Below are 17,977 nucleotides of genomic sequence, written 5' to 3' on the forward strand. Positions count from 1 at the left end.
CCGGTCCGGCTCAGCTGCCCCCGGTGTGCACCTGGAAGGCGGCGCGGCGTACGGCCTTGGCGAGGGCGGGGTCGGGGTGCGCGGCGGCGAGCGCGACCAGGACCTGCACGGTGCGGGGGTGACCGACGGCGCGCACTTCGTCGAGGAGCGCGGGGACGGTCGGCTGGAGCGCGGACTCCAGGTGCCGTACGAGCATCGGGGCCTCGCCGTGGTCGGCGACGGCGGCGGCGGTGTCGACCCACAGCCAGGTGGCCTCTTCCCGGGTGAGCACCTCGTGGGCGTCCTCGGGGTCGATGCCGTCGTGCTCGGCGAGCCACAGCAGGGCGTACGGCCGTAGCGTCGGCTCGTCGACGACGGCGCGGACGTCGGGCTCGGCGGGGGCGCCGACGACACGCAGCGCCTCGAAGGCGAGGCCGCGCAGCAGGGCGTCCTCACCACGCGCGGCGGCGAGGAGTTCGGTAACGGCGCTGCCGACGGGGCGGGCGGCGAGCCAGGCGCGGTATTCGTCGCGGGCGGCGTTCGGCCGGAGCTGGGCGCAGCCGCGGAGCATGTCCTCGGCCGCCTGCTCGATGTTGCCGGCGGGGCTCTGGGCGGCGACGCAGATCTGCTCCAGCTTGACCCAGACCGCCCAGTTGCCGAGAGGGGTGAGCGTGGCCTGTCCGTCGCCGTAGGTGAGGGCGCCGACGGAGGCGAGGGCGCGCAGGGCCCAGTCGAGGAGGGGGGCGAGAGGCGTGTCGTCCGCGGGCGGTGCGGCGTCGGCGACCGGCTCGGGCCGCGGGCCATAGGGGATCTCGCAGCGCTCGGTGCGCAGTTCGGTGACCCGCTGCTCCAGCAGGTCCAGGAGCTGCTCCACGGGGACCGGACCGGCGGACAGCTGCAGGAAGGAGAGCACCTGGGGCATGGCCGAGACGACGTCGGCCACGGCGGCGGCGTGCTCGTGCTGCTCGGGTTCCGGGTGGGCGAGAGACCAGGCGTCGAAGAGGGCGACCCAGCCGCGCAGGACGGCGCTGTCGTCACGGTCCCAGGCGCGCAGCCGCCAGCCGGGGCGGGCGCTGTCGCCGTGCACCTCGACGAGGCCGGCGAGGCGGGCGGTGTCCCAGTCGGCACGGACCTGAGCCACGGTCAGGCCGAGATCCTGGGCCGCGCGTTCGGCGGTCGCGTCGGAGAGGGTGCCCTTGCCGTCGGAGCCGGCACCGTCACGGCCGGGGCCCAGAGCGGTGTCGGCCCAGTGGGCGACGCGGGCCGCGGCGGCCAGACCGGAGCGAGCCATTCTGGCCAGCTCGGCCTGCGCCGGTGTGCCCTCCGGGGGGCGCGGTGCGGGGCGGCGGGGGCGCCGCTGGTTCACGGCTCGGGGGGCGGCGGCCAGGGGTCGCGGGCGGACGAGTCGAAGCCTGGAGTCGCGCGGGATACGGGACGTCACGGGTGCAGTCTTCCGGTTGACGGTCCGAAAACCCAAACGGAATGTCACGAGGGGCTACGGGGATGGCCAACGCACGGGGTCCTGCGGGCGGCGAAGGACCGATAACAGGCCAGTGGTACGGGGTTAAACGGAATCTGTGGGACCGGTACGGGAGGGGAGGGGGCCGAGGGCGGGGGAACGGCGCGTAAGGAGAGCGTCCGGAGCGACTGACAGTGACGAGCCGCTGAGGACGAGCCGCTGAGAAGGTGCGGAGAGGGCCGTGGGAGAGGTCGGCGTGCGGGCGGGAGCGGGTGTCACATGAGGGGTGTCATGAAGCGGCGGAGGGCTTCCTCGTAGGCCTCGGGGTCGGCGTTCCACATGGCGGCGTGGGGGGCGTTCCGGACCGTGTGGAGGGCCACCAGGTTGGGGTGGGCCTCGGCCAGGCGGCGGGAGAGGGTCCAGGGGGCCACCCTGTCGTCGGGGCCGTGGAAGATGAGGGTCGGCACCGTGAGGCGGTCGGGGGCTCCGTTGCCGCGTTCGGCCTCCAGGCCTGTGCGGCCCTGTGCCGCGCGGACCGCGAGCGGCAGCAGCGCGCTCGGCGTGTGGCGGGCCCTGGCGAGGGCCCGCAGCGTGGTTTCCCAGCTGAGGACCGGGGAGTCCAGGACGAGCCCGGAGACACGGTCGCGCAGACCGGAGTGCGCGGCGGCACGTAGCGCCATCGTCGCGCCGGTGGACCAGCCGAGCAGCACGAACTGCTTGGCTCCGTACCGCACGGCGTAGCGCATGGCGGCGTCCAGGTCGCGCCACTCGGTCTCGCCGAGGTGGTTCAGGCCGTCCGGCGGGCGGGGTGCGCCGAGGTCGCCGCGGTAGGCGAGGGCGAGGGCCGGGAAGTGGCGGCCGTTGAGGAACCGCATGACGTTCATGGCGTGTTCGCGGGTGGTGCCGAGGCCGTGCACCGCGATGACCCAGGTGTCCCGGCTGCCGGGGACGAACCAGGCGGGCAGGGCGCCGAGTTCGCCGGGGATGTCGACGTCGGCGTGGTCGAGGCCGAGGGCGGCGCTCGGGTTGCCGACGTACACGTTCGGGGTGAGCCAGACGCTGTCGCCGGGCCGGAGGGTGCCGTGGGTGACGCGCTCCAGGCGGCGTACGACGGTGTCGGCGGAGTGGTTCGCCGTGGCGAGGACGGGGCCGACGACCGCGTGCGAGGCGTCGCCGGCGAGGCCGTAGGTGCCGGGGCGCAGGGAGGCGAGGTCGCGGGTGAGCGCGATCTGGCCGGCGGCCGTGGCGTGCACGGTGAGCCGGGGTTCGGTGGGCAGGGGCCGGCCGGGGGGCGCCGTCAGCGCGGCGCCACTGGCGATGCGGCCGGCGGCGACGCTCGCGGCGCCGGCGGCGAGAGCCACGGTGACGGCAGCGGCCGTCGCTTTGACAGTGCGCACGGGTCCAGTGTCCGGGCGTGGGCGGGGAGCGGCCAGTGGAAGGACGCAGGGCGTCTCGCCCCCGCCGCCCCTACCCGTCCCATCCTCCAGGGGCGCTGCCCCTCGACCCCGTCCCTGGGGGCCTGCGGCCCCCAGAACCCCGCTTCGGCCCTGAACGGGCCTCGTCCTCAAACGCCGGACGGGCTGAATGATGCGGACCGGCGTCGAAAGTGAGGCACGGCCCCGACCCGCAACCCACCCACAGGCGCCCCGCGCACCCCACCCACCCGCACAGGCCGCCGTCAGCACCCCACCCCACCAGTACAGACCGCCGCCAGAACCCACCCCACCCTCACCAGGCCGCCGCCAGAACCCACCCCACCCGCAGGCCGCCGCCGGCACCCCCACCCGCACCAGGCCGCCGCCGGCACCCGCCTCAACCGCACAGACCGCCGCCGGCACCCGCCTCAACCGCCGGACGCACCCCGCTGCCCATACCCCCGCAACCGCTCCCCCACCTCCGCCACCTGCCCCTCCGACAGCAGCGTCGGCGCGAGCCCTGGTACCGACGAAGCCGTCAGCCACAGGCGGCACATCCACTCCAGCTGGGCCGTGCGGTCGTACGCCTGGTCCAGGGTCGTGCCGTAGGCGATCGTGCCGTGGTTCTGGAGGAGGCAGGCGGTGCGGTCGGTGAGGGCCTGGAGCATGTTCTCGGCCAACTCCCGGGTGCCGTACGTCGCATACGGGGCAACCCGGACCGGTCCGCCGAGGGCGGCGGCCATGTAGTGGATCAGCGGGAGCTCGGGGACCACGGTCGAGACCGCCGTCGCATGGACGGCGTGGGTGTGGACCACGGCGCCGGCGTCCGTGGCGCGGTAGACGGCGAGGTGCATCGGCAGCTCGCTCGTCGGCACCAGGACGCCCAGCACCTGCCGGCCGTCGAGGCCGACCCCCGTCACGTCCTCCGGCGTCAGGCGGTCGTACGGCACTCCCGACGGCGTGACCAGCACCGTGTCACCGACGCGCACCGAGACGTTCCCGGACGTGCCGACGACCAGCCCGTCGGTGACGGTGCGGCGGGCCGTCGCAACAAGGGCCTCCCAGGCATCCGCCTCCTCGGGACGCACGCGCCTGCCCCACGGCTCCCCCGCTTCCTGTGCGCCCTCCCGCGCATCCCCCACACCCCGAACACCCCGCTGGTCCCGCCGCTCCTCAGCCATGTCCTCCACCATGTCCTCCGCCATGCGGCGATACTGCCAGGCACCACCGCGACACGGCCTCAAGTCGCCCATGAGCCGGGGCACTTTAGGCCGGAAGACCGGCGTCCGGAAGTACGCATATCCGGATACATCCCCCTCTTCCCGTGCTTGGCCTGAGATCGACCGGCATGCAGTGGCCTTCCAGTAATCTCTGGGGGATTTGTCGTGCACGTCGCCATTCCGGGGGAAATATGGCTCGTGATCGCAAACCGTCCCATCACCGCTCCCGCCACCGCTCCCACCTCATAGCGGCATCCGTGGCGGCGCTCACCTTCGGGGGAACCGCACTCGCCGAGATTCCGGCGGCGGCGGCAGGCAAGCCCAAGGGCCACGACGTCTCTTCCCACCAGAAGAACGTCAACTGGCAGAGCGCGAAGGCGAAGGGCGCCACGTTCGTCTACGTCAAGGCGACCGAGTCCCACACCTACCGCAACCCGTACTTCGGCCAGCAGTACAACGGCTCCCGCAACGCGGGCCTCGTCCGCGGCGCGTACCACTTCGCGCTGCCGAACAAGTCGTCGGGCAGGACGCAGGCGCAGCACTTCGTGCGCAACGGCGGCGGCTGGACGCCGGACGGCTGGACGCTGCCGCCCGCGCTCGACATCGAGTACAACCCGTACAGCAAGCACAAGTGCTACGGGCTGAGCAAGGCCAAGATGGTCAACTGGATCCAGTCCTTCAGCAACGAGGTGAAGCGGCTCACCGGTCGCCGCCCGGTGATCTACACCACCACGCACTGGTGGAACACCTGCACCGGCGCCAGCCGCGCCTTCGCCTCGAATCACGCGCTGTGGGCAGCCCGCTACAACTCATCGAGCGCGGGCACGCTGCCGGCCGGATGGCAGTTCTGGACCTTCTGGCAGTACGACAACGGCGGCGGGAGCCTGCCGGGTGACCAGAATCTCTTCAACGGGTCCATGAGTCAGCTGAGGAAGTTCGCCCGCGGCTACTGACCGTGCGGCGCCTGGGCCGCGCGCTGCCCGACGGAACCGGAGCCTCCGCTCATAGGAGAAACCCTCCCTGCCGGACACCGTGCGGCCTGCCCCAGTTCACCTTCCGTTCACTCGGGTTACCTACGTTCGTCCAGCCAATGACCTCGAACGATTGCCTGGGTAAATGGAAAACTTCTCGCTGATCCTCGCGATTGTGGTGGTAACCGCACTCGCGTTCGATTTCACGAACGGTTTCCACGACACCGCCAACGCGATGGCCACGACCATCTCGACCGGTGCGCTCAAGCCCAAGGTCGCGGTGGCCATGTCCGCCGTGCTGAACCTTGTAGGCGCCTTCCTCTCCGTGGAGGTCGCCAACACGATCTCCAAGGGTCTCGTCGACGAGACCGGCATCCGGCCCGAGGTCATCTTCGCCGCGTTGGTCGGCGCGATCCTCTGGAATCTGCTGACCTGGCTGGTGGGCCTGCCCTCCAGCTCCTCGCACGCCCTCATGGGCGGTCTGATCGGCGCCACCATCGCCTCGGCGGGCGTGGGCGCGGTCCACGGTGACGTGCTGGTCACCAAGGTCCTCATCCCGGCGATCGCGGCCCCGCTGGTCGCGGGCATCGCCGCGATGCTGGCAACCCGCCTGACGTACTCCCTCGGCAAGAAGGCCGACGGCCAGGCCTCGGCGAAGGGCTACCGCGCCGGCCAGATAGCCTCCGCCGGCCTGGTCTCGCTGGCCCACGGTACGAACGACGCGCAGAAGACGATGGGCATCATCACCCTCGCCCTGGTCGCCGGCGGCACCCTCGCCCCCGACTCCGACCCGCCCATGTGGGTCATCCTCTCTGCGGGCGTCGCCATCGCGCTCGGCACCTACCTCGGCGGCTGGCGCATCATCCGCACCATGGGCAAGGGCCTGACCGACCTCCAGCCGCAGCAGGGCTTCGCCGCCCAGACCAGCGCCGCGACGGTCATCCTGGCCTCCTCCCACCTCGGCTTCTCCCTCTCCACCACGCACTCCGTCTCCGGCTCGGTGATGGGCGCGGGCCTCGGCCGCAAGGGCGGCGTGGTCCGCTGGTCGACGGCCACCCGCATGTTCGTCGCCTGGGGCCTCACGCTCCCGGCCGCCGCCCTGGTCGGCGCGCTCGCCGAGTACGTGACGGGCTTCGGTGCCTGGGGCACGGCCCTCGTCGCGATCTTCCTCGTCACCTCCAGCGCCGCGATCTGGAAGATCTCCCGCCGTGAGGTCGTCGACCACACGAACGTCAACGAGACCGACGAGCCGGCCGGCGTGGTGACCACGGCCATGGCCGCCGTGACGCCGCCGCCGGCGGGCACGGTGACCGAGGACCTCACGGCCACGATCCCGGCCCCGGCGACCGAACCGGCGACCTCGTCGGCCACCACGGTCTGAGCCCCGCCCACCCGGTAACGAAGGAAACAGCAGTATGAAGATCGACTGGGCGGCTCTCGGCTCCGTCTTCGGCGTCAGCCTCGTGGTCACCGTGGCCCTCGTGGGCCTGTTCACCCTCGGCATCGCGGGCCTGTCCCGCCAGGAGAAGGCCTCGGCCCAGGGCGGCTCGGCCGCGCTCGCGGTCACCGGCGCATACGCGTGCTTCGCGGCGTGTGCGGCGGCCGTGGGGTACGGGATTTATCTGATCGTGGCCTGACACACACGGCCGTCGTGGCCTGACACACAGCGCGCGGGAGCGCGCCGGAGCACTCGAGGTGCGGGACGGAACACCGTCCCGCACCTCACGCCTGTGTGGGCCTTCGCACACTCTCCCTTCGCAGGTCAACAGCAAGTTGACGCCCCTTCGGGCCCCGTGGTGGACTGCCGGAGCCATGTACGGCGGCAGGAGAGGAAGCCGGTGTGAATCCGGCGCGGTCCCGCCACTGTCACCGGGGTAGATAGCCCCGGGAGCCAGGAACTCTCACCGCCGGTCTCGTCGAACCAGGGCGTGGACACCCTGAGTGAGGACATAACGCGATGCTCGCCTGCCGATCGAGATGCAGTGTCGGACCCTCGTCTGAGCCGACGGTCGGCTGACCCCGATGCGTGCCGATCGCGTCTTCGCGTACGGCGCCGCCGCCGGACTTCTCGGTGATCTGCTGCTCGGCGACCCGCGCCGGGGGCATCCGGTCGCCGCGTTCGGGCGGGCCGCCGGGGCCGTGGAGCAGGTGTTGTGGCGGGATCACCGCGGATGGGGCGTGCTGCACACCGCCGTGTGTGCGGGCAGTGCGGTGGCGCTCGGCGCCGCGGCGCAGCACGTCGTACGCCGGTCCCGTACCGCCTCCGTCGCGCTGACTGCCGCCGCCACCTGGGTCGTTGTCGGCGGGACCTCGCTCGCGCGTGAGGCGCGGGTCATCGGGCGTGCCCTTGAGGCGGGGGACGTCGAGGGGGCCCGGGAGCGGCTGCCGCATCTGTGCGGGCGGGATCCGCAGGCGCTGGATGCGGACGGGATCGCCCGGGCCGTCGTCGAGTCCGTCGCCGAGAACACCTCCGACGCGGTGGTGGGGGCACTGGTGTGGGGGGCCGTCGGCGGTGTGCCGGGCCTTGTCGGGTTCCGGGCCGTGAACACCCTCGACGCCATGGTCGGGCACAAGTCGCCTCGTTATCGGCGCTACGGGTGGGCCTCGGCCCGGCTCGACGACATGGCGGGCTGGCCGGGCGCGCGGCTGACCGCCGTGCTGGCCGCCGTCGCGGGCGGTGACCCGCGGGCGGCCGTACGGGCCTGGCGTGCCGATGCCGCGAAGCACCCGAGCCCCAACGCCGGGCCCGTCGAGGCCTCGTTCGCCGGGGCCCTCGGGGTGCGGCTGGGCGGGACGCTGTCGTACGGCGGGCGGGTCGAGCACCGGCCCGTGCTCAACGGCGGCGCCGGGCGGCCCGTTCGGGTCACGGACATCGAGCGTGCCGTACGGCTCTCGCAGCGCGTGAGCTGGCTCGCGCTGGGCGTGTGCGCCGGCGCGCGGCTCCTGAAACGAGGCCGCACCAAGAGAGGACGTACGTCATGACGGGTGGTGGGCTTCTCGTCGCCGGTACCACCTCCGACGCCGGGAAGAGCGTCGTCACCGCCGGGATCTGCCGGTGGCTGGTGCGGCAGGGCGTCAAGGTCGCGCCCTTCAAGGCGCAGAACATGTCCCTCAATTCGTTCGTCACGCGCGAGGGCGCCGAGATCGGGCGGGCGCAGGCCATGCAGGCACAGGCCTGTCGCGTCGAGCCGACCGCGCTGATGAATCCCGTGCTGCTCAAGCCCGGTGGCGAGCAGAGCAGCCAAGTCGTGCTGCTCGGCAAGCCGGTGGGTGAGCTGAGCGCACGCGGGTACCACGGCGGGCGGCAGCAGGCGCTGCTGGGGACCGTGCTGGACTGTCTCGCCGAGTTGCGGGGCACGTATGACGCGGTGATCTGTGAGGGGGCGGGGAGTCCCGCCGAGATCAACCTCAGGCGCACCGACATCGTGAACATGGGGATCGCCCGGAATGCCGGGTTGCCTGTGCTGGTCGTCGGTGACATCGACCGCGGTGGCGTCTTCGCCTCGTTCTTCGGGACCGTCGCGCTCCTGAGTCTCGAGGACCAGGCGCTCGTCGCCGGGTTCCTCGTCAACAAGTTCCGGGGGGATGTCAGCCTTCTGGAGCCGGGGCTGGACATGCTGCACGGGCTCACCGGGCGGCGGACGTACGGTGTCCTGCCCTTCCGGCACGGGCTCGGTATCGACGAGGAGGACGGGCTGCGGGTCTCGCTGCGGGGGACGGTCCGGGAGTCGAACACCGCCCCGCCCGTCGGGGAGGACGTACTCCGGGTCGCCGTCTGTGCGATCCCCCTGATGTCCAACTTCACCGACGTCGACGCCCTGGCCGCCGAGCCGGGTGTCGTCGTGCGGTTCGTGGACCGGCCGGAGGAACTCGCCGACGCGGACCTGGTGGTGATCCCCGGCACCCGCGGAACCGTCCGCGCCCTGGAGTGGCTGCGGGAGCGGGGGCTCGCCGAGGCCCTCGTGCGCCGGGCCGCCGAGCAGCGGCCCGTCCTCGGTATCTGCGGTGGCTTCCAGGTGCTCGGCGAGCACATCGAGGACGACGTCGAGAGCCGGCGCGGACATGTCGACGGCCTCGGGGTCCTGCCCCTCCGGGTGCGGTTCGCCCGCGAGAAGACCTTGACCCGGCCGACCGGGGAAGCTCTCGGCGAGCGGGTCGAGGGGTACGAGATCCATCACGGGGTCGCCGAGATGTCGGGCGGCGAGCCCTTCTTGGACGGCTGCCGGGTCGGCCAGACCTGGGGCACGCACTGGCACGGCTCGCTGGAGTCGGACGGTTTCCGGCGGGCCTTTCTGCGGGAGGTGGCGGCCGCCGCGGGCCGCCGCTTCGTGCCGGCCGCCGACACCTCGTTCGCCGCGCTGCGCGAGGAGCAGCTCGACCGGCTCGGCGATCTGATCGAACAGCACGCGGACACCGACGCGCTCTGGCGGCTCATCGAGTCGGGCGCGCCGCAAGGACTGCCTTTCATTCCACCGGGAGCGCCCGCATGAGCACTGTGTTGTTGTTGTCGACCGCCGACACGGATCTGCTGGCGGCCCGGGCCGCCTCCGGTGCCGACTACCGGATCGGCAACCCGACGCGCGTGGACGTCGACGGCGAGCTGCCCGCGCTGCTCGACGGCGCGGACATCGCCGTCGTACGGCTGCTGGGCGGCAAGCGGGCCTGGGAGGACGGGCTCGCCAAGCTGAAGGCGTCCGGTGTCCCGACCGTGCTGCTGGGCGGCGAGGCCGTCCCCGACGCCGAGTTGATGGCCGAGTCGTCCGTCCCGGCCGGTGTCGTGGCCGAGGCGCTGAAGTACCTCGTCGAGGGCGGGCCCGCCAACCTCACCGAACTCGCGCGGTTCCTCTCGGACACCGTGCTGCTGACGGGCGAGGGGTTCGTCGAGCCGCAGAAGATGCCCGAGTACGGCGTCCACGGCGAGCGTCCGCTCGTGAGCGGCCGGCCGACCGTCGGGGTGCTCTTCTACCGGGCCCATGAGCTGAGCGGCAACACCGCCTTCGTGGACACCCTGTGCGACGCCATCGAGGCGCACGGCGCCAACGCCCTTCCCGTGTACTGCGGTTCGCTGCGCGGGGCGGACGCGGGACTGTACGAGGTCCTCGGCAAGGCCGACGCCCTCGTCGCCACCGTCCTCGCGGCGGGCGGCACGCACGCCTCGCAGGCGTCGGCGGGCGGCGACGAGGAGGCCTGGGACATCGGCGCCCTCGCCGAGCTCAATGTCCCCGTGCTGCAAGGCCTTTGCCTCACCTCGTCCCGAGCCGCCTGGGACGAGTCCGACGCCGCCCTCTCCCCCATGGACGCGGCGATGCAGGTCGCGATCCCCGAGTTCGACGGCCGCCTCATCACCGTCCCCTTCTCCTTCAAGGAGCAGGGCCCGGACGACGTTCCCGTGTACGTGGCCGACCCCGAGCGTGCCGCGCGCGTCGCCGGTATCGCCGTACGGCACGCACGGCTGAAGCACAAGCCGAACGCGGACAAGAGGCTCGCCCTCGTCTTCACCGCCTACCCGACCAAGCACTCGCGGGTCGGCAACGCGGTCGGCCTGGACACGCCCGCGTCGGCGGTGCGGGTGCTGGACGCGCTCCGGGACGCCGGATACTCGCTCACCGAATACCCGGACAACGGCGACGAGTTGATCCACCGGCTCATCGAGGCCGGCGGGCACGACGTGGAGTGGCTGACCGAGGAGCAGCTGGCCTCGGCACCCGCGCGCGTGCCGCTGGCCGACTACCAGGCCTGGTTCGACAAGCTCGACCCGGAGCTCAAGGACGCGATGACCGAGGCGTGGGGCGAGCCGCCGGGCTCCCTGTACGTCGACGGGGACGACATCGTCCTCGCGTCGCTCCAGTTCGGGAACGTCGTCGTCATGATCCAGCCGCCGCGCGGCTTCGGTGAGAACCCGATCGCGATCTACCACGACCCGGACATGCCGCCGTCGCACCACTACATGGCGGCCTACAGGTGGCTGGAGAACTCGTTCGGCGCGGACGCCGTCGTCCACATGGGCAAGCACGGCACCATGGAGTGGCTGCCGGGCAAGGGACTGGGGCTCAGCGGGGGCTGCGCTCCGGACGCCGTGCTCGGCGACCTGCCGCTGATCTACCCGTTCATCGTCAACGACCCCGGCGAGGGCACTCAGGCCAAGCGCCGCGGCCACGCCACCGTCGTCGACCACCTGGTGCCGCCGATGGCCCGCGCCGACACCTACGGCGACCTGGCCAAGCTGGAGCAGCTGCTCGACGAGTACGCGCTGGTCTCCGACCTGGACCCGACGAAGGCGCCGGCGGTCAGGGCCCAGATCTGGACGCTGGTCAAGGCGGCCGAGCTGCACCACGACCTGCATGTCGACGAGCAGCCGGACGACGAAGAGTTCGACGAGTTCGTCATGCACATCGACGGCTATCTGTGCGAGATCAAGGACGTGCAGATCCGCGACGGCCTGCACATCCTCGGCGGCGGCCCGGTCGGCGAGCCGCGCGTGAACCTCGTCCTCGCCGTGCTGCGCGCCTCGCAGGTGTGGGGCGGACAGGCGAACGCGCTGCCGGGGCTCAGGGCCTGCCTCGCGGCCCACTTCGGGCTGGTCGAGAAGGAGCTGCTCGCGGAGCCGGGTGCCCCGGTGAAGGTGCCGGTCGAGCTGACGGATCTCGTCGACGGCCCGTCCCGTACGGCCGCCGACGCCATCGACCTGCTGGAGCAGCTCTGCCGGCGGATCGCGGAGGGCATGGAAGCGAGCGGCTGGGCGACGTCCCAGGTGCCCGCCCTCGTCCGTGACGTCCTCGGCATCGAGCTCCCGGACGCGGTGGCCGTGCTGGAGTTCGCCTGCAACGAGGTCGTGCCGCGCCTGGCCAGGACCACCGACGAGATCGGGCACATCCTGCGGGCGCTGGACGGCGGCTACGTCCCGGCGGGACCGTCGGGTTCACCGACCCGAGGCCTGGTGAACGTCCTGCCGACCGGCCGGAACTTCTACTCCGTCGACCCCAAGGCCATTCCGTCCAGGCTGAGCTGGGAGGTCGGGCAATCCCTCGCGGGCTCCCTGGTGCAGCGGTATCTCCAGGACACCGGCGAGTACCCGAAGTCCGTCGGCCTGACGGTCTGGGGCACGTCCGCGATGCGCACCCAGGGCGACGACATCGCCGAGATCCTCGCGCTGCTCGGCTGCCGCCCGGTGTGGGACGACGCCTCGCGCCGGGTGACCGGCTTCGAGGTCATCGGCCTGGAGGAGCTCGGACGGCCGCGCATCGACGTCACGGTCCGCATCTCCGGTTTCTTCCGGGACGCCTTCCCGCACGTGGTCGGCCTGATCGACGACGCCGTCCGCAAGGTCGCCGAGCTGGACGAGCCCGCCGACCGGAACTTCGTGAAGGCGCACGCCGACGAGGACACCGCCGAGCACGGCGACCGGCGCCGCGCCACGGCCCGTATCTTCGGCTCCAAGCCGGGCGCGTACGGTGCCGGTCTGCTGCCGCTGATCGACGCCCGCAACTGGCGAAGCGATGCCGACCTGGCCGAGGTGTACGCCGTCTGGGGCGGCTACGCCTACGGGCGCGGGCTCGAAGGGCGGGCGGCGCGCGGGGACATGGAGACGGCGTTCAAGCGGATCGCGGTCGCCGCGAAGAACGTCGACACGCGTGAGCACGACCTCGTCGACGCCGACGACTACTTCCAGTACCACGGCGGCATGGTCGCCATGGTGCGGCACCTGACGGGCGCCAACCCCGAGGCGTATGTGGGTGACAGCGCCACCCCCGACCAGGTGAAGACGCGCACGCTGGGCGAGGAGACCCACCGGGTGTTCCGCGCCCGCGTGGTCAACCCGCGCTGGATGGCGGCCATGCGGCGGCACGGCTACAAGGGCGCCTTCGAGATGGCGGCGACCGTGGACTACCTGTTCGGCTACGACGCCACGGCGGGCGTGGTCGACGACTGGATGTACGAGAAGCTCAGCGCCGAGTACGTCTTCGACCCGGAGAACCGGGACTTCATGAAGAAGTCCAACCCGTGGGCGCTGCGCGGCATCACCGAGCGGCTCCTGGAGGCCGCCGACCGCGGGCTGTGGGCCGAGCCGGACGCCGACACGCTGGAGCGGCTGCGCGCCACCTACCTGGAGCTGGAAGGCGACTTGGAGGGCGACGACAAGTGACCACCCCCTTCCCCTTTACGGCCGTTGTCGGCCAGGACGACCTGCGGCTCGCGCTGCTGCTGAACGCCGTGTCGCCGGCGGTCGGCGGTGTGCTGGTGCGCGGCGAGAAGGGCACCGCGAAGTCGACGGCCGTGCGCGCCCTTTCGGCGCTGCTGCCGCAGGTCGCGGTCGTCCCCGGATGCCGTTTCTCCTGTGACCCCGCCGCACCGGACCCGTCCTGCCCGGACGGGCCGCACGAGAGCGGAGGCGGCGTCGAACGCCCCGCCCGTATGGTCGAGCTGCCCGTCGGTGCCTCCGAGGACCGGCTGGTGGGCGCCCTGGACATCGAGCGGGCGCTGGCGGAGGGCGTGAAGGCCTTCGAGCCCGGCCTGCTCGCCGACGCCCACCGCGGGATTCTCTACGTCGACGAGGTCAACCTCCTCCACGACCACCTGGTCGACCTGCTGCTCGACGCGGCCGCGATGGGCGCGTCGTATGTGGAGCGCGAGGGCGTCTCGGTCCGGCATGCGGCGCGATTTCTGCTCGTCGGCACCATGAACCCCGAGGAGGGCGAGCTGCGGCCGCAGCTGCTCGACCGGTTCGGGCTGACCGTCGAGGTGGCCGCCTCGCGGGAGCCGGAGCAGCGGGTGGAGGTCGTCCGGCGGCGGCTCGCCTACGACGACGACCCGGCCGGCTTCGCCGCGCGCTGGGCCGACGAGGAGGCTGCCGTACGTCAACGGATCATCGCGGCACGGCAGTTGTTGCCGTCGGTGCGGCTGGGTGACGGGGCGCTGCGGCAGATCGCGGCGACCTGTGCCGCCTTCGAGGTGGACGGCATGCGGGCCGACATCGTGATGGCGCGGACGGCCACCGCGCTGGCCGCGTGGGCCGGACGGACGGATGTCCTCGCGGAGGATGTGCGGCAGGCCGCGCTGCTCGCGTTGCCGCACCGCAGGCGGCGTAATCCCTTCGATGCGCCGGGGCTCGACGAGGACAAGCTCGACGAGACGCTGGAGGAGTTCTCCGGGGAGGGCGACGAGGACCCCGATCCGGACGGGCCCGGTGGGGGTGGGGGCGGGCAGCCGCCTTCCGAGTCCGACGGCGGGCCGCAGGGTGGTGACACCGCCGCGCGTCCCGAGGCCGGGGAGGGCGGCGAGCCGCAGCCTTCGGGGGCCGGGTCGGGTGAGCAGCAGGCCGTGCGGGCCGCCGAGCCCTTCCGTGCGAAGGTGCTGAGCGTGCCGGGCATCGGCGAGGGTGCCGCCGGTCGGCGTTCGCGCGCCCGGACCGAGCACGGGCGCACCACCGGGGCCCGGCGTCCCCAGGGTGCGCTGACGAAGCTGCATCTGGCGGCGACCGTGCAGGCCGCGGCGCCGCATCAGCGGGCGCGGGGGCGGTCCGGGCCTGGGCTGGTGGTGCGCCGGGACGATCTGCGGCAGGCGACGCGGGAGGGGCGCGAGGGGAATCTCGTGCTGTTCGTCGTGGACGCCTCGGGGTCGATGGCGGCTCGGCAGCGGATGAGTGCGGTGAAGGGGGCTGTGCTGTCGCTGCTGCTGGATGCGTATCAGCGGCGGGACAAGGTGGGGCTGGTGACGTTCCGGGGCTCGGCCGCGGATGTCGCGCTGCCGCCGACCTCTTCGGTGGACGCGGCGGCGGCCCGGCTGGAGTCGCTGCCGACCGGTGGGCGGACGCCGTTGGCCGCCGGGTTGCTGAAGGCGCATGACGTGCTGCGGGTGGAGCGGCTGCGGGATCCGGCGCGGCGGGCGCTGGTGGTCGTGGTGACGGATGGGCGGGCCACCGGTGGGCCCGAGCCCGTCGCTCTTGCGGGGCGGGCTGCGCGGCTGTTCGCGGCCGAGGGGGTCGCGTCGGTGGTCGTCGACTGCGAGTCGGGGCCGGTGCGGCTGGGGCTCGCCGGGCAGCTCGCGGGTGAGCTCGGCGGTACGGCGGTGACGCTCGACGAGCTGCGGGCGGACTCCATCGCCGGACTGGTGAAGGACGTACAGAGGAGGGCCGCGTAATGCCTCAGGGACAGCCGAGTGTGGTGCCGGACGACGGGCTGACGACCCGGCAGCGGCGTAATCGGCCGCTGGTCGTGGTGCACACGGGCATCGGCAAGGGCAAGTCGACCGCCGCGTTCGGGCTTGCGCTGCGGGCCTGGAACCAGGGGTGGCCCATCGGGGTGTTCCAGTTCGTCAAGTCGGCCAAGTGGAAGGTCGGCGAGGAGAACGCGCTGCGGGTGCTGGGGGCGTCCGGGGAGGGCGGGCCCGTCGACTGGCACAAGATGGGTGAGGGCTGGTCCTGGGTGCAGCGCGACCAGCAGATGGACAACGAGGAGAAGGCCCGGGAGGGCTGGGAGCAGGTCAAGCGGGACCTGGCCGCCGAGACGTACAAGCTGTACGTGCTCGACGAGTTCGCGTACCCGATGCACTGGGGGTGGGTCGACACCAATGAGGTGATCGACGTGCTGCGGAACCGGCCGGGGACCCAGCATGTGGTGATCACCGGGCGAAACGCGCCCGAGAAGCTCGTCGACTTCGCCGACCTCGTGACCGACATGTCCAAGGTGAAGCATCCGATGGACGTGGGCCAGAAGGGCCAGAGGGGCATCGAGTGGTGACTTCTTCCGTCCCTCGGCTGGTCATTGCCGCGCCCTCCTCGGGCAGCGGCAAGACCACCGTTGCCACGGGGTTGATGGCCGCGTTCGCCGCGCGGGGGCTTGCCGTGTCTCCGCACAAGGTGGGGCCGGACTACATCGATCCCGGGTATCACTCGCTCGCCACCGGGCGGGTGGGGCGGAATCTCGACGCGTACCTGTGCGGGCCGGAGTTGATCGGGCCGTTGTTCCTGCATGGGGCGCGGGGGTGTGACATCGCCGTCGTCGAGGGGGTCATGGGGCTGTACGACGGGGCCGCGGGGGAGGGTGAACTGGCGTCCACCGCGCATGTCGCGAAGGTGCTGCGGGCGCCGGTCGTGCTGGTCGTCGACGCGTCGTCGCAGTCGCGGTCTGTTGCGGCGCTGGTGCACGGGTTCGCGTCCTGGGATCCGGAGGTGCGGGTCGGGGGCGTGATTCTGAACAAGGTCGCGTCGGATCGGCATGAGGAGTTGCTGCGGGAGGCGTTGGACTCGGCCGGGGTGCCTGTGCTGGGGGTGTTGCGGCGAGTGGCTCAGGTCGATACGCCGTCGCGGCACCTGGGTTTGGTGCCGGTCGCCGAGCGGCGGGCTGCCGCGTTGGATGCGGTTGCGGCGATGGCCGCGCAGGTCTCCGACGGGTGCGATCTGGAGGCGTTGCTGGGGCTGGCGCGGAGTGCGGGTGCGTTGTCTTGTGCGGCTTGGGATGCGGCTGAGGTCGTGGCTTCCTCGCCCCCGCCGCCCCTTCCCGTCCCGACCCTGGGGGCTGCGCCCCCAGACCCCCGCTTCGGCCCTGAAGGGGCCTCGTCCTCAAACGCCGGGCGGGCTGAGAATGCCGACCGGCGTGTGAGAGTTGCCGTCGCCGGTGGTCCTGCCTTCACCTTCTCCTACGCCGAGCACGCCGAGCTGCTCACCGCCGCCGGTGCCGAAGTCGTCCCCTTCGACCCGCTGCGGGACGCACAACTCCCCGACGGCACACGCGGCTTGGTCATCGGTGGCGGGTTTCCCGAGGTGTACGCCGCCGAGCTGTCCGCCAATGAGCCTCTGCGCAAGTCTGTCGCCGCCCTCGCGGAGAGTGGCGCTCCCGTGGCCGCCGAGTGCGCCGGGCTGCTCTACCTCTGCCGTGAGCTCGACGGGCAGCCGATGTGCGGTGTGCTCGATGCCACCGCCCGGATGAGCGAGCGGCTCACCCTCGGGTATCGGGACGCCGTCGCCGTCGGCGACAGTTCCCTCGCGGCGGCCGGGACGCGGATGCGGGGGCACGAGTTTCATCGGACGGTCGTCGAGCCGGGCTCGGGGGACGCTCCGGCCTGGGGGATGCGCAGCCCGCGGCGGCGGGTCGAAGGTTTCGTACAGCAGGGCGTGCACGCGAGTTATCTGCACACGCACTGGGCCGCACAGCCCGGTGTCGCCCGTCGGTTCGTGGAGAGGTGCCGGACGTCATGAGCAGCAGCAGGTTGATCGGAGTCGGGGTCGGACCCGGGGATCCGGAGCTGGTGACCGTCAAGGGCGTCAACGCTCTGCGCGCCGCCGATGTCGTCGTCGTGCCCGTGATGGACACGGGTGAGCGTGGGCGCGCCGAGGCCACCGTGCTGCACTACGTGCCCGAGGAGAAGGTCGTACGCGTCGTGTTCGCCCTCAATGAGCGGACCGACCGGGGGCGGCGCGAGGCCGCCTGGGACGCGGCGGGCGAGCGCGTGGCCGAGCTGCTGCGCGGGCATGCCGCCGTGGCCTTCGCGACCATCGGTGATCCCAATGTGTACTCCACCTTCACCTATCTCGCGCAGACCATCGGCGAATTGGTGCCGGACACTGTCGTCGAGACCGTCCCCGGCATCACCGCCATGCAGGACCTCGCCGCACGGTCGGGTGCCGTGCTGACCGAGGGGACCGAGCCGCTCACGCTCGTGCCCGTCACCGCGGGGGCGACCGTGCTCAAGGAGGCTCTCGCCGGGCCCGGGACCGTCGTCGCCTACAAGTTCGGCCGGCAGGCGCAGGAGGTCGCCGAGGCGCTGCGGGAGACCGGGCGGCTCAAGGACGCGGTGTGGGGGTCGGCGCTCGGGCTGGAGGAGGAGTCGATCCGGCCGGCCGCCGAGCTCGACGGCACGCCCCTTCCCTATCTGTCGACGCTCATCGCCCCCGCGCGCCGCGACGGCGGGCGGGGCGGCAAGCTCTGACGCCTGTAC

Annotated in this window: 13 protein-coding genes and 1 riboswitch; of the genes, 10 read left to right on the top strand and 3 right to left on the bottom strand. The window is 72.3% G+C overall.

Going from position 1 to position 17,977, the window contains the following annotated elements:
- Nucleotides 1-10: 10 nt before the first annotated feature.
- The 3 genes from ACQEV2_RS09255 to ACQEV2_RS09265 all read right to left on the bottom strand — a co-directional run bounded on the left by ACQEV2_RS09255 (nucleotide 11) and on the right by ACQEV2_RS09265 (nucleotide 4,034).
- Nucleotides 11-1,420 (bottom strand): hypothetical protein, encoded by a 1,410-nt coding sequence (locus ACQEV2_RS09255; RefSeq protein WP_433038484.1) that lies wholly within the window; start codon nucleotides 1,418-1,420, stop codon nucleotides 11-13.
- A gap of 293 nt (nucleotides 1,421-1,713) precedes the next feature.
- Complete coding sequence (locus ACQEV2_RS09260; RefSeq protein WP_433038486.1) at nucleotides 1,714-2,835, bottom strand: alpha/beta hydrolase; 1,122 nt, start codon at nucleotides 2,833-2,835, stop codon at nucleotides 1,714-1,716.
- Between the two features lie 446 nt (nucleotides 2,836-3,281).
- Entirely contained in the window at nucleotides 3,282-4,034 is a 753-nt protein-coding gene (locus tag ACQEV2_RS09265) for a class II aldolase/adducin family protein (protein ID WP_433054300.1), read from the bottom strand.
- Nucleotides 4,035-4,264: 230 nt separating this feature from the next.
- Here ACQEV2_RS09265 and ACQEV2_RS09270 point away from each other — a divergent pair, with 230 nt between their 5' ends.
- The 10 genes from ACQEV2_RS09270 to cobI all read left to right on the top strand — a co-directional run bounded on the left by ACQEV2_RS09270 (nucleotide 4,265) and on the right by cobI (nucleotide 17,968).
- The gene (locus ACQEV2_RS09270; protein ID WP_433038488.1) at nucleotides 4,265-5,026 is read left to right on the top strand and encodes a lysozyme; all 762 of its coding nucleotides are present in this window, start codon (nucleotides 4,265-4,267) and stop codon (nucleotides 5,024-5,026) included.
- A gap of 163 nt (nucleotides 5,027-5,189) precedes the next feature.
- Nucleotides 5,190-6,425, top strand: coding sequence for an anion permease (locus ACQEV2_RS09275; protein WP_433038490.1), 1,236 nt, complete (start codon nucleotides 5,190-5,192; stop codon nucleotides 6,423-6,425).
- A gap of 34 nt (nucleotides 6,426-6,459) precedes the next feature.
- Nucleotides 6,460-6,681, top strand: coding sequence for a hypothetical protein (locus ACQEV2_RS09280; RefSeq protein WP_062142391.1), 222 nt, complete (start codon nucleotides 6,460-6,462; stop codon nucleotides 6,679-6,681).
- A gap of 143 nt (nucleotides 6,682-6,824) precedes the next feature.
- Nucleotides 6,825-6,964: riboswitch (cobalamin riboswitch) on the top strand.
- A 102-nt stretch (nucleotides 6,965-7,066) separates the two neighbouring features.
- The gene (locus ACQEV2_RS09285) at nucleotides 7,067-8,026 is read left to right on the top strand and encodes a cobalamin biosynthesis protein (protein ID WP_433038492.1); all 960 of its coding nucleotides are present in this window, start codon (nucleotides 7,067-7,069) and stop codon (nucleotides 8,024-8,026) included.
- A complete protein-coding gene (locus ACQEV2_RS09290; RefSeq protein ID WP_433038494.1) occupies nucleotides 8,023-9,534 on the top strand; it encodes a cobyric acid synthase in 1,512 nt (503 codons plus the stop codon). The genes ACQEV2_RS09285 and ACQEV2_RS09290 overlap by 4 nt, the downstream gene beginning before the upstream one ends.
- Complete coding sequence (gene cobN, locus ACQEV2_RS09295; RefSeq protein ID WP_433038496.1) at nucleotides 9,531-13,187, top strand: cobaltochelatase subunit CobN; 3,657 nt, start codon at nucleotides 9,531-9,533, stop codon at nucleotides 13,185-13,187. Before ACQEV2_RS09290 ends, cobN begins: the two co-directional genes overlap by 4 nt.
- Entirely contained in the window at nucleotides 13,184-15,181 is a 1,998-nt protein-coding gene (locus tag ACQEV2_RS09300; RefSeq protein ID WP_433038498.1) for a putative cobaltochelatase, read from the top strand. Before cobN ends, ACQEV2_RS09300 begins: the two co-directional genes overlap by 4 nt.
- A complete protein-coding gene (gene cobO, locus ACQEV2_RS09305) occupies nucleotides 15,181-15,780 on the top strand; it encodes a cob(I)yrinic acid a,c-diamide adenosyltransferase (RefSeq protein ID WP_433038500.1) in 600 nt (199 codons plus the stop codon). The genes ACQEV2_RS09300 and cobO overlap by 1 nt, the downstream gene beginning before the upstream one ends.
- On the top strand, nucleotides 15,774-17,237 hold the full coding sequence (locus ACQEV2_RS09310; RefSeq protein WP_433038502.1) for a cobyrinate a,c-diamide synthase: 1,464 nt from the start codon (nucleotides 15,774-15,776) through the stop codon (nucleotides 17,235-17,237). The genes cobO and ACQEV2_RS09310 overlap by 7 nt, the downstream gene beginning before the upstream one ends.
- Nucleotides 17,222-17,968 (top strand): precorrin-2 C(20)-methyltransferase, encoded by a 747-nt coding sequence (gene cobI, locus ACQEV2_RS09315; protein WP_433038504.1) that lies wholly within the window; start codon nucleotides 17,222-17,224, stop codon nucleotides 17,966-17,968. The genes ACQEV2_RS09310 and cobI overlap by 16 nt, the downstream gene beginning before the upstream one ends.
- Nucleotides 17,969-17,977 lie beyond the last annotated feature (9 nt).

The organism is Streptomyces sp. CA-251387 (assembly GCF_050936625.1).
In the GTDB taxonomy this organism is placed as follows: Bacteria; Actinomycetota; Actinomycetes; order Streptomycetales; family Streptomycetaceae; genus Streptomyces.

Coding starts and splice junctions, on each gene's coding strand:
- ACQEV2_RS09275 (WP_433038490.1), top strand. CDS start 5,190: ATGGAAAACTTCTCGCTGATCCTCGCGATTGTGGTGGTAACCGCACTC.
- ACQEV2_RS09265 (WP_433054300.1), bottom strand. CDS start 4,034: ATGGCTGAGGAGCGGCGGGACCAGCGGGGTGTTCGGGGTGTGGGGGAT.
- ACQEV2_RS09290 (WP_433038494.1), top strand. CDS start 8,023: ATGACGGGTGGTGGGCTTCTCGTCGCCGGTACCACCTCCGACGCCGGG.
- ACQEV2_RS09285 (WP_433038492.1), top strand. CDS start 7,067: ATGCGTGCCGATCGCGTCTTCGCGTACGGCGCCGCCGCCGGACTTCTC.
- ACQEV2_RS09280 (WP_062142391.1), top strand. CDS start 6,460: ATGAAGATCGACTGGGCGGCTCTCGGCTCCGTCTTCGGCGTCAGCCTC.
- cobO (WP_433038500.1), top strand. CDS start 15,181: ATGCCTCAGGGACAGCCGAGTGTGGTGCCGGACGACGGGCTGACGACC.
- cobN (WP_433038496.1), top strand. CDS start 9,531: ATGAGCACTGTGTTGTTGTTGTCGACCGCCGACACGGATCTGCTGGCG.
- ACQEV2_RS09270 (WP_433038488.1), top strand. CDS start 4,265: ATGGCTCGTGATCGCAAACCGTCCCATCACCGCTCCCGCCACCGCTCC.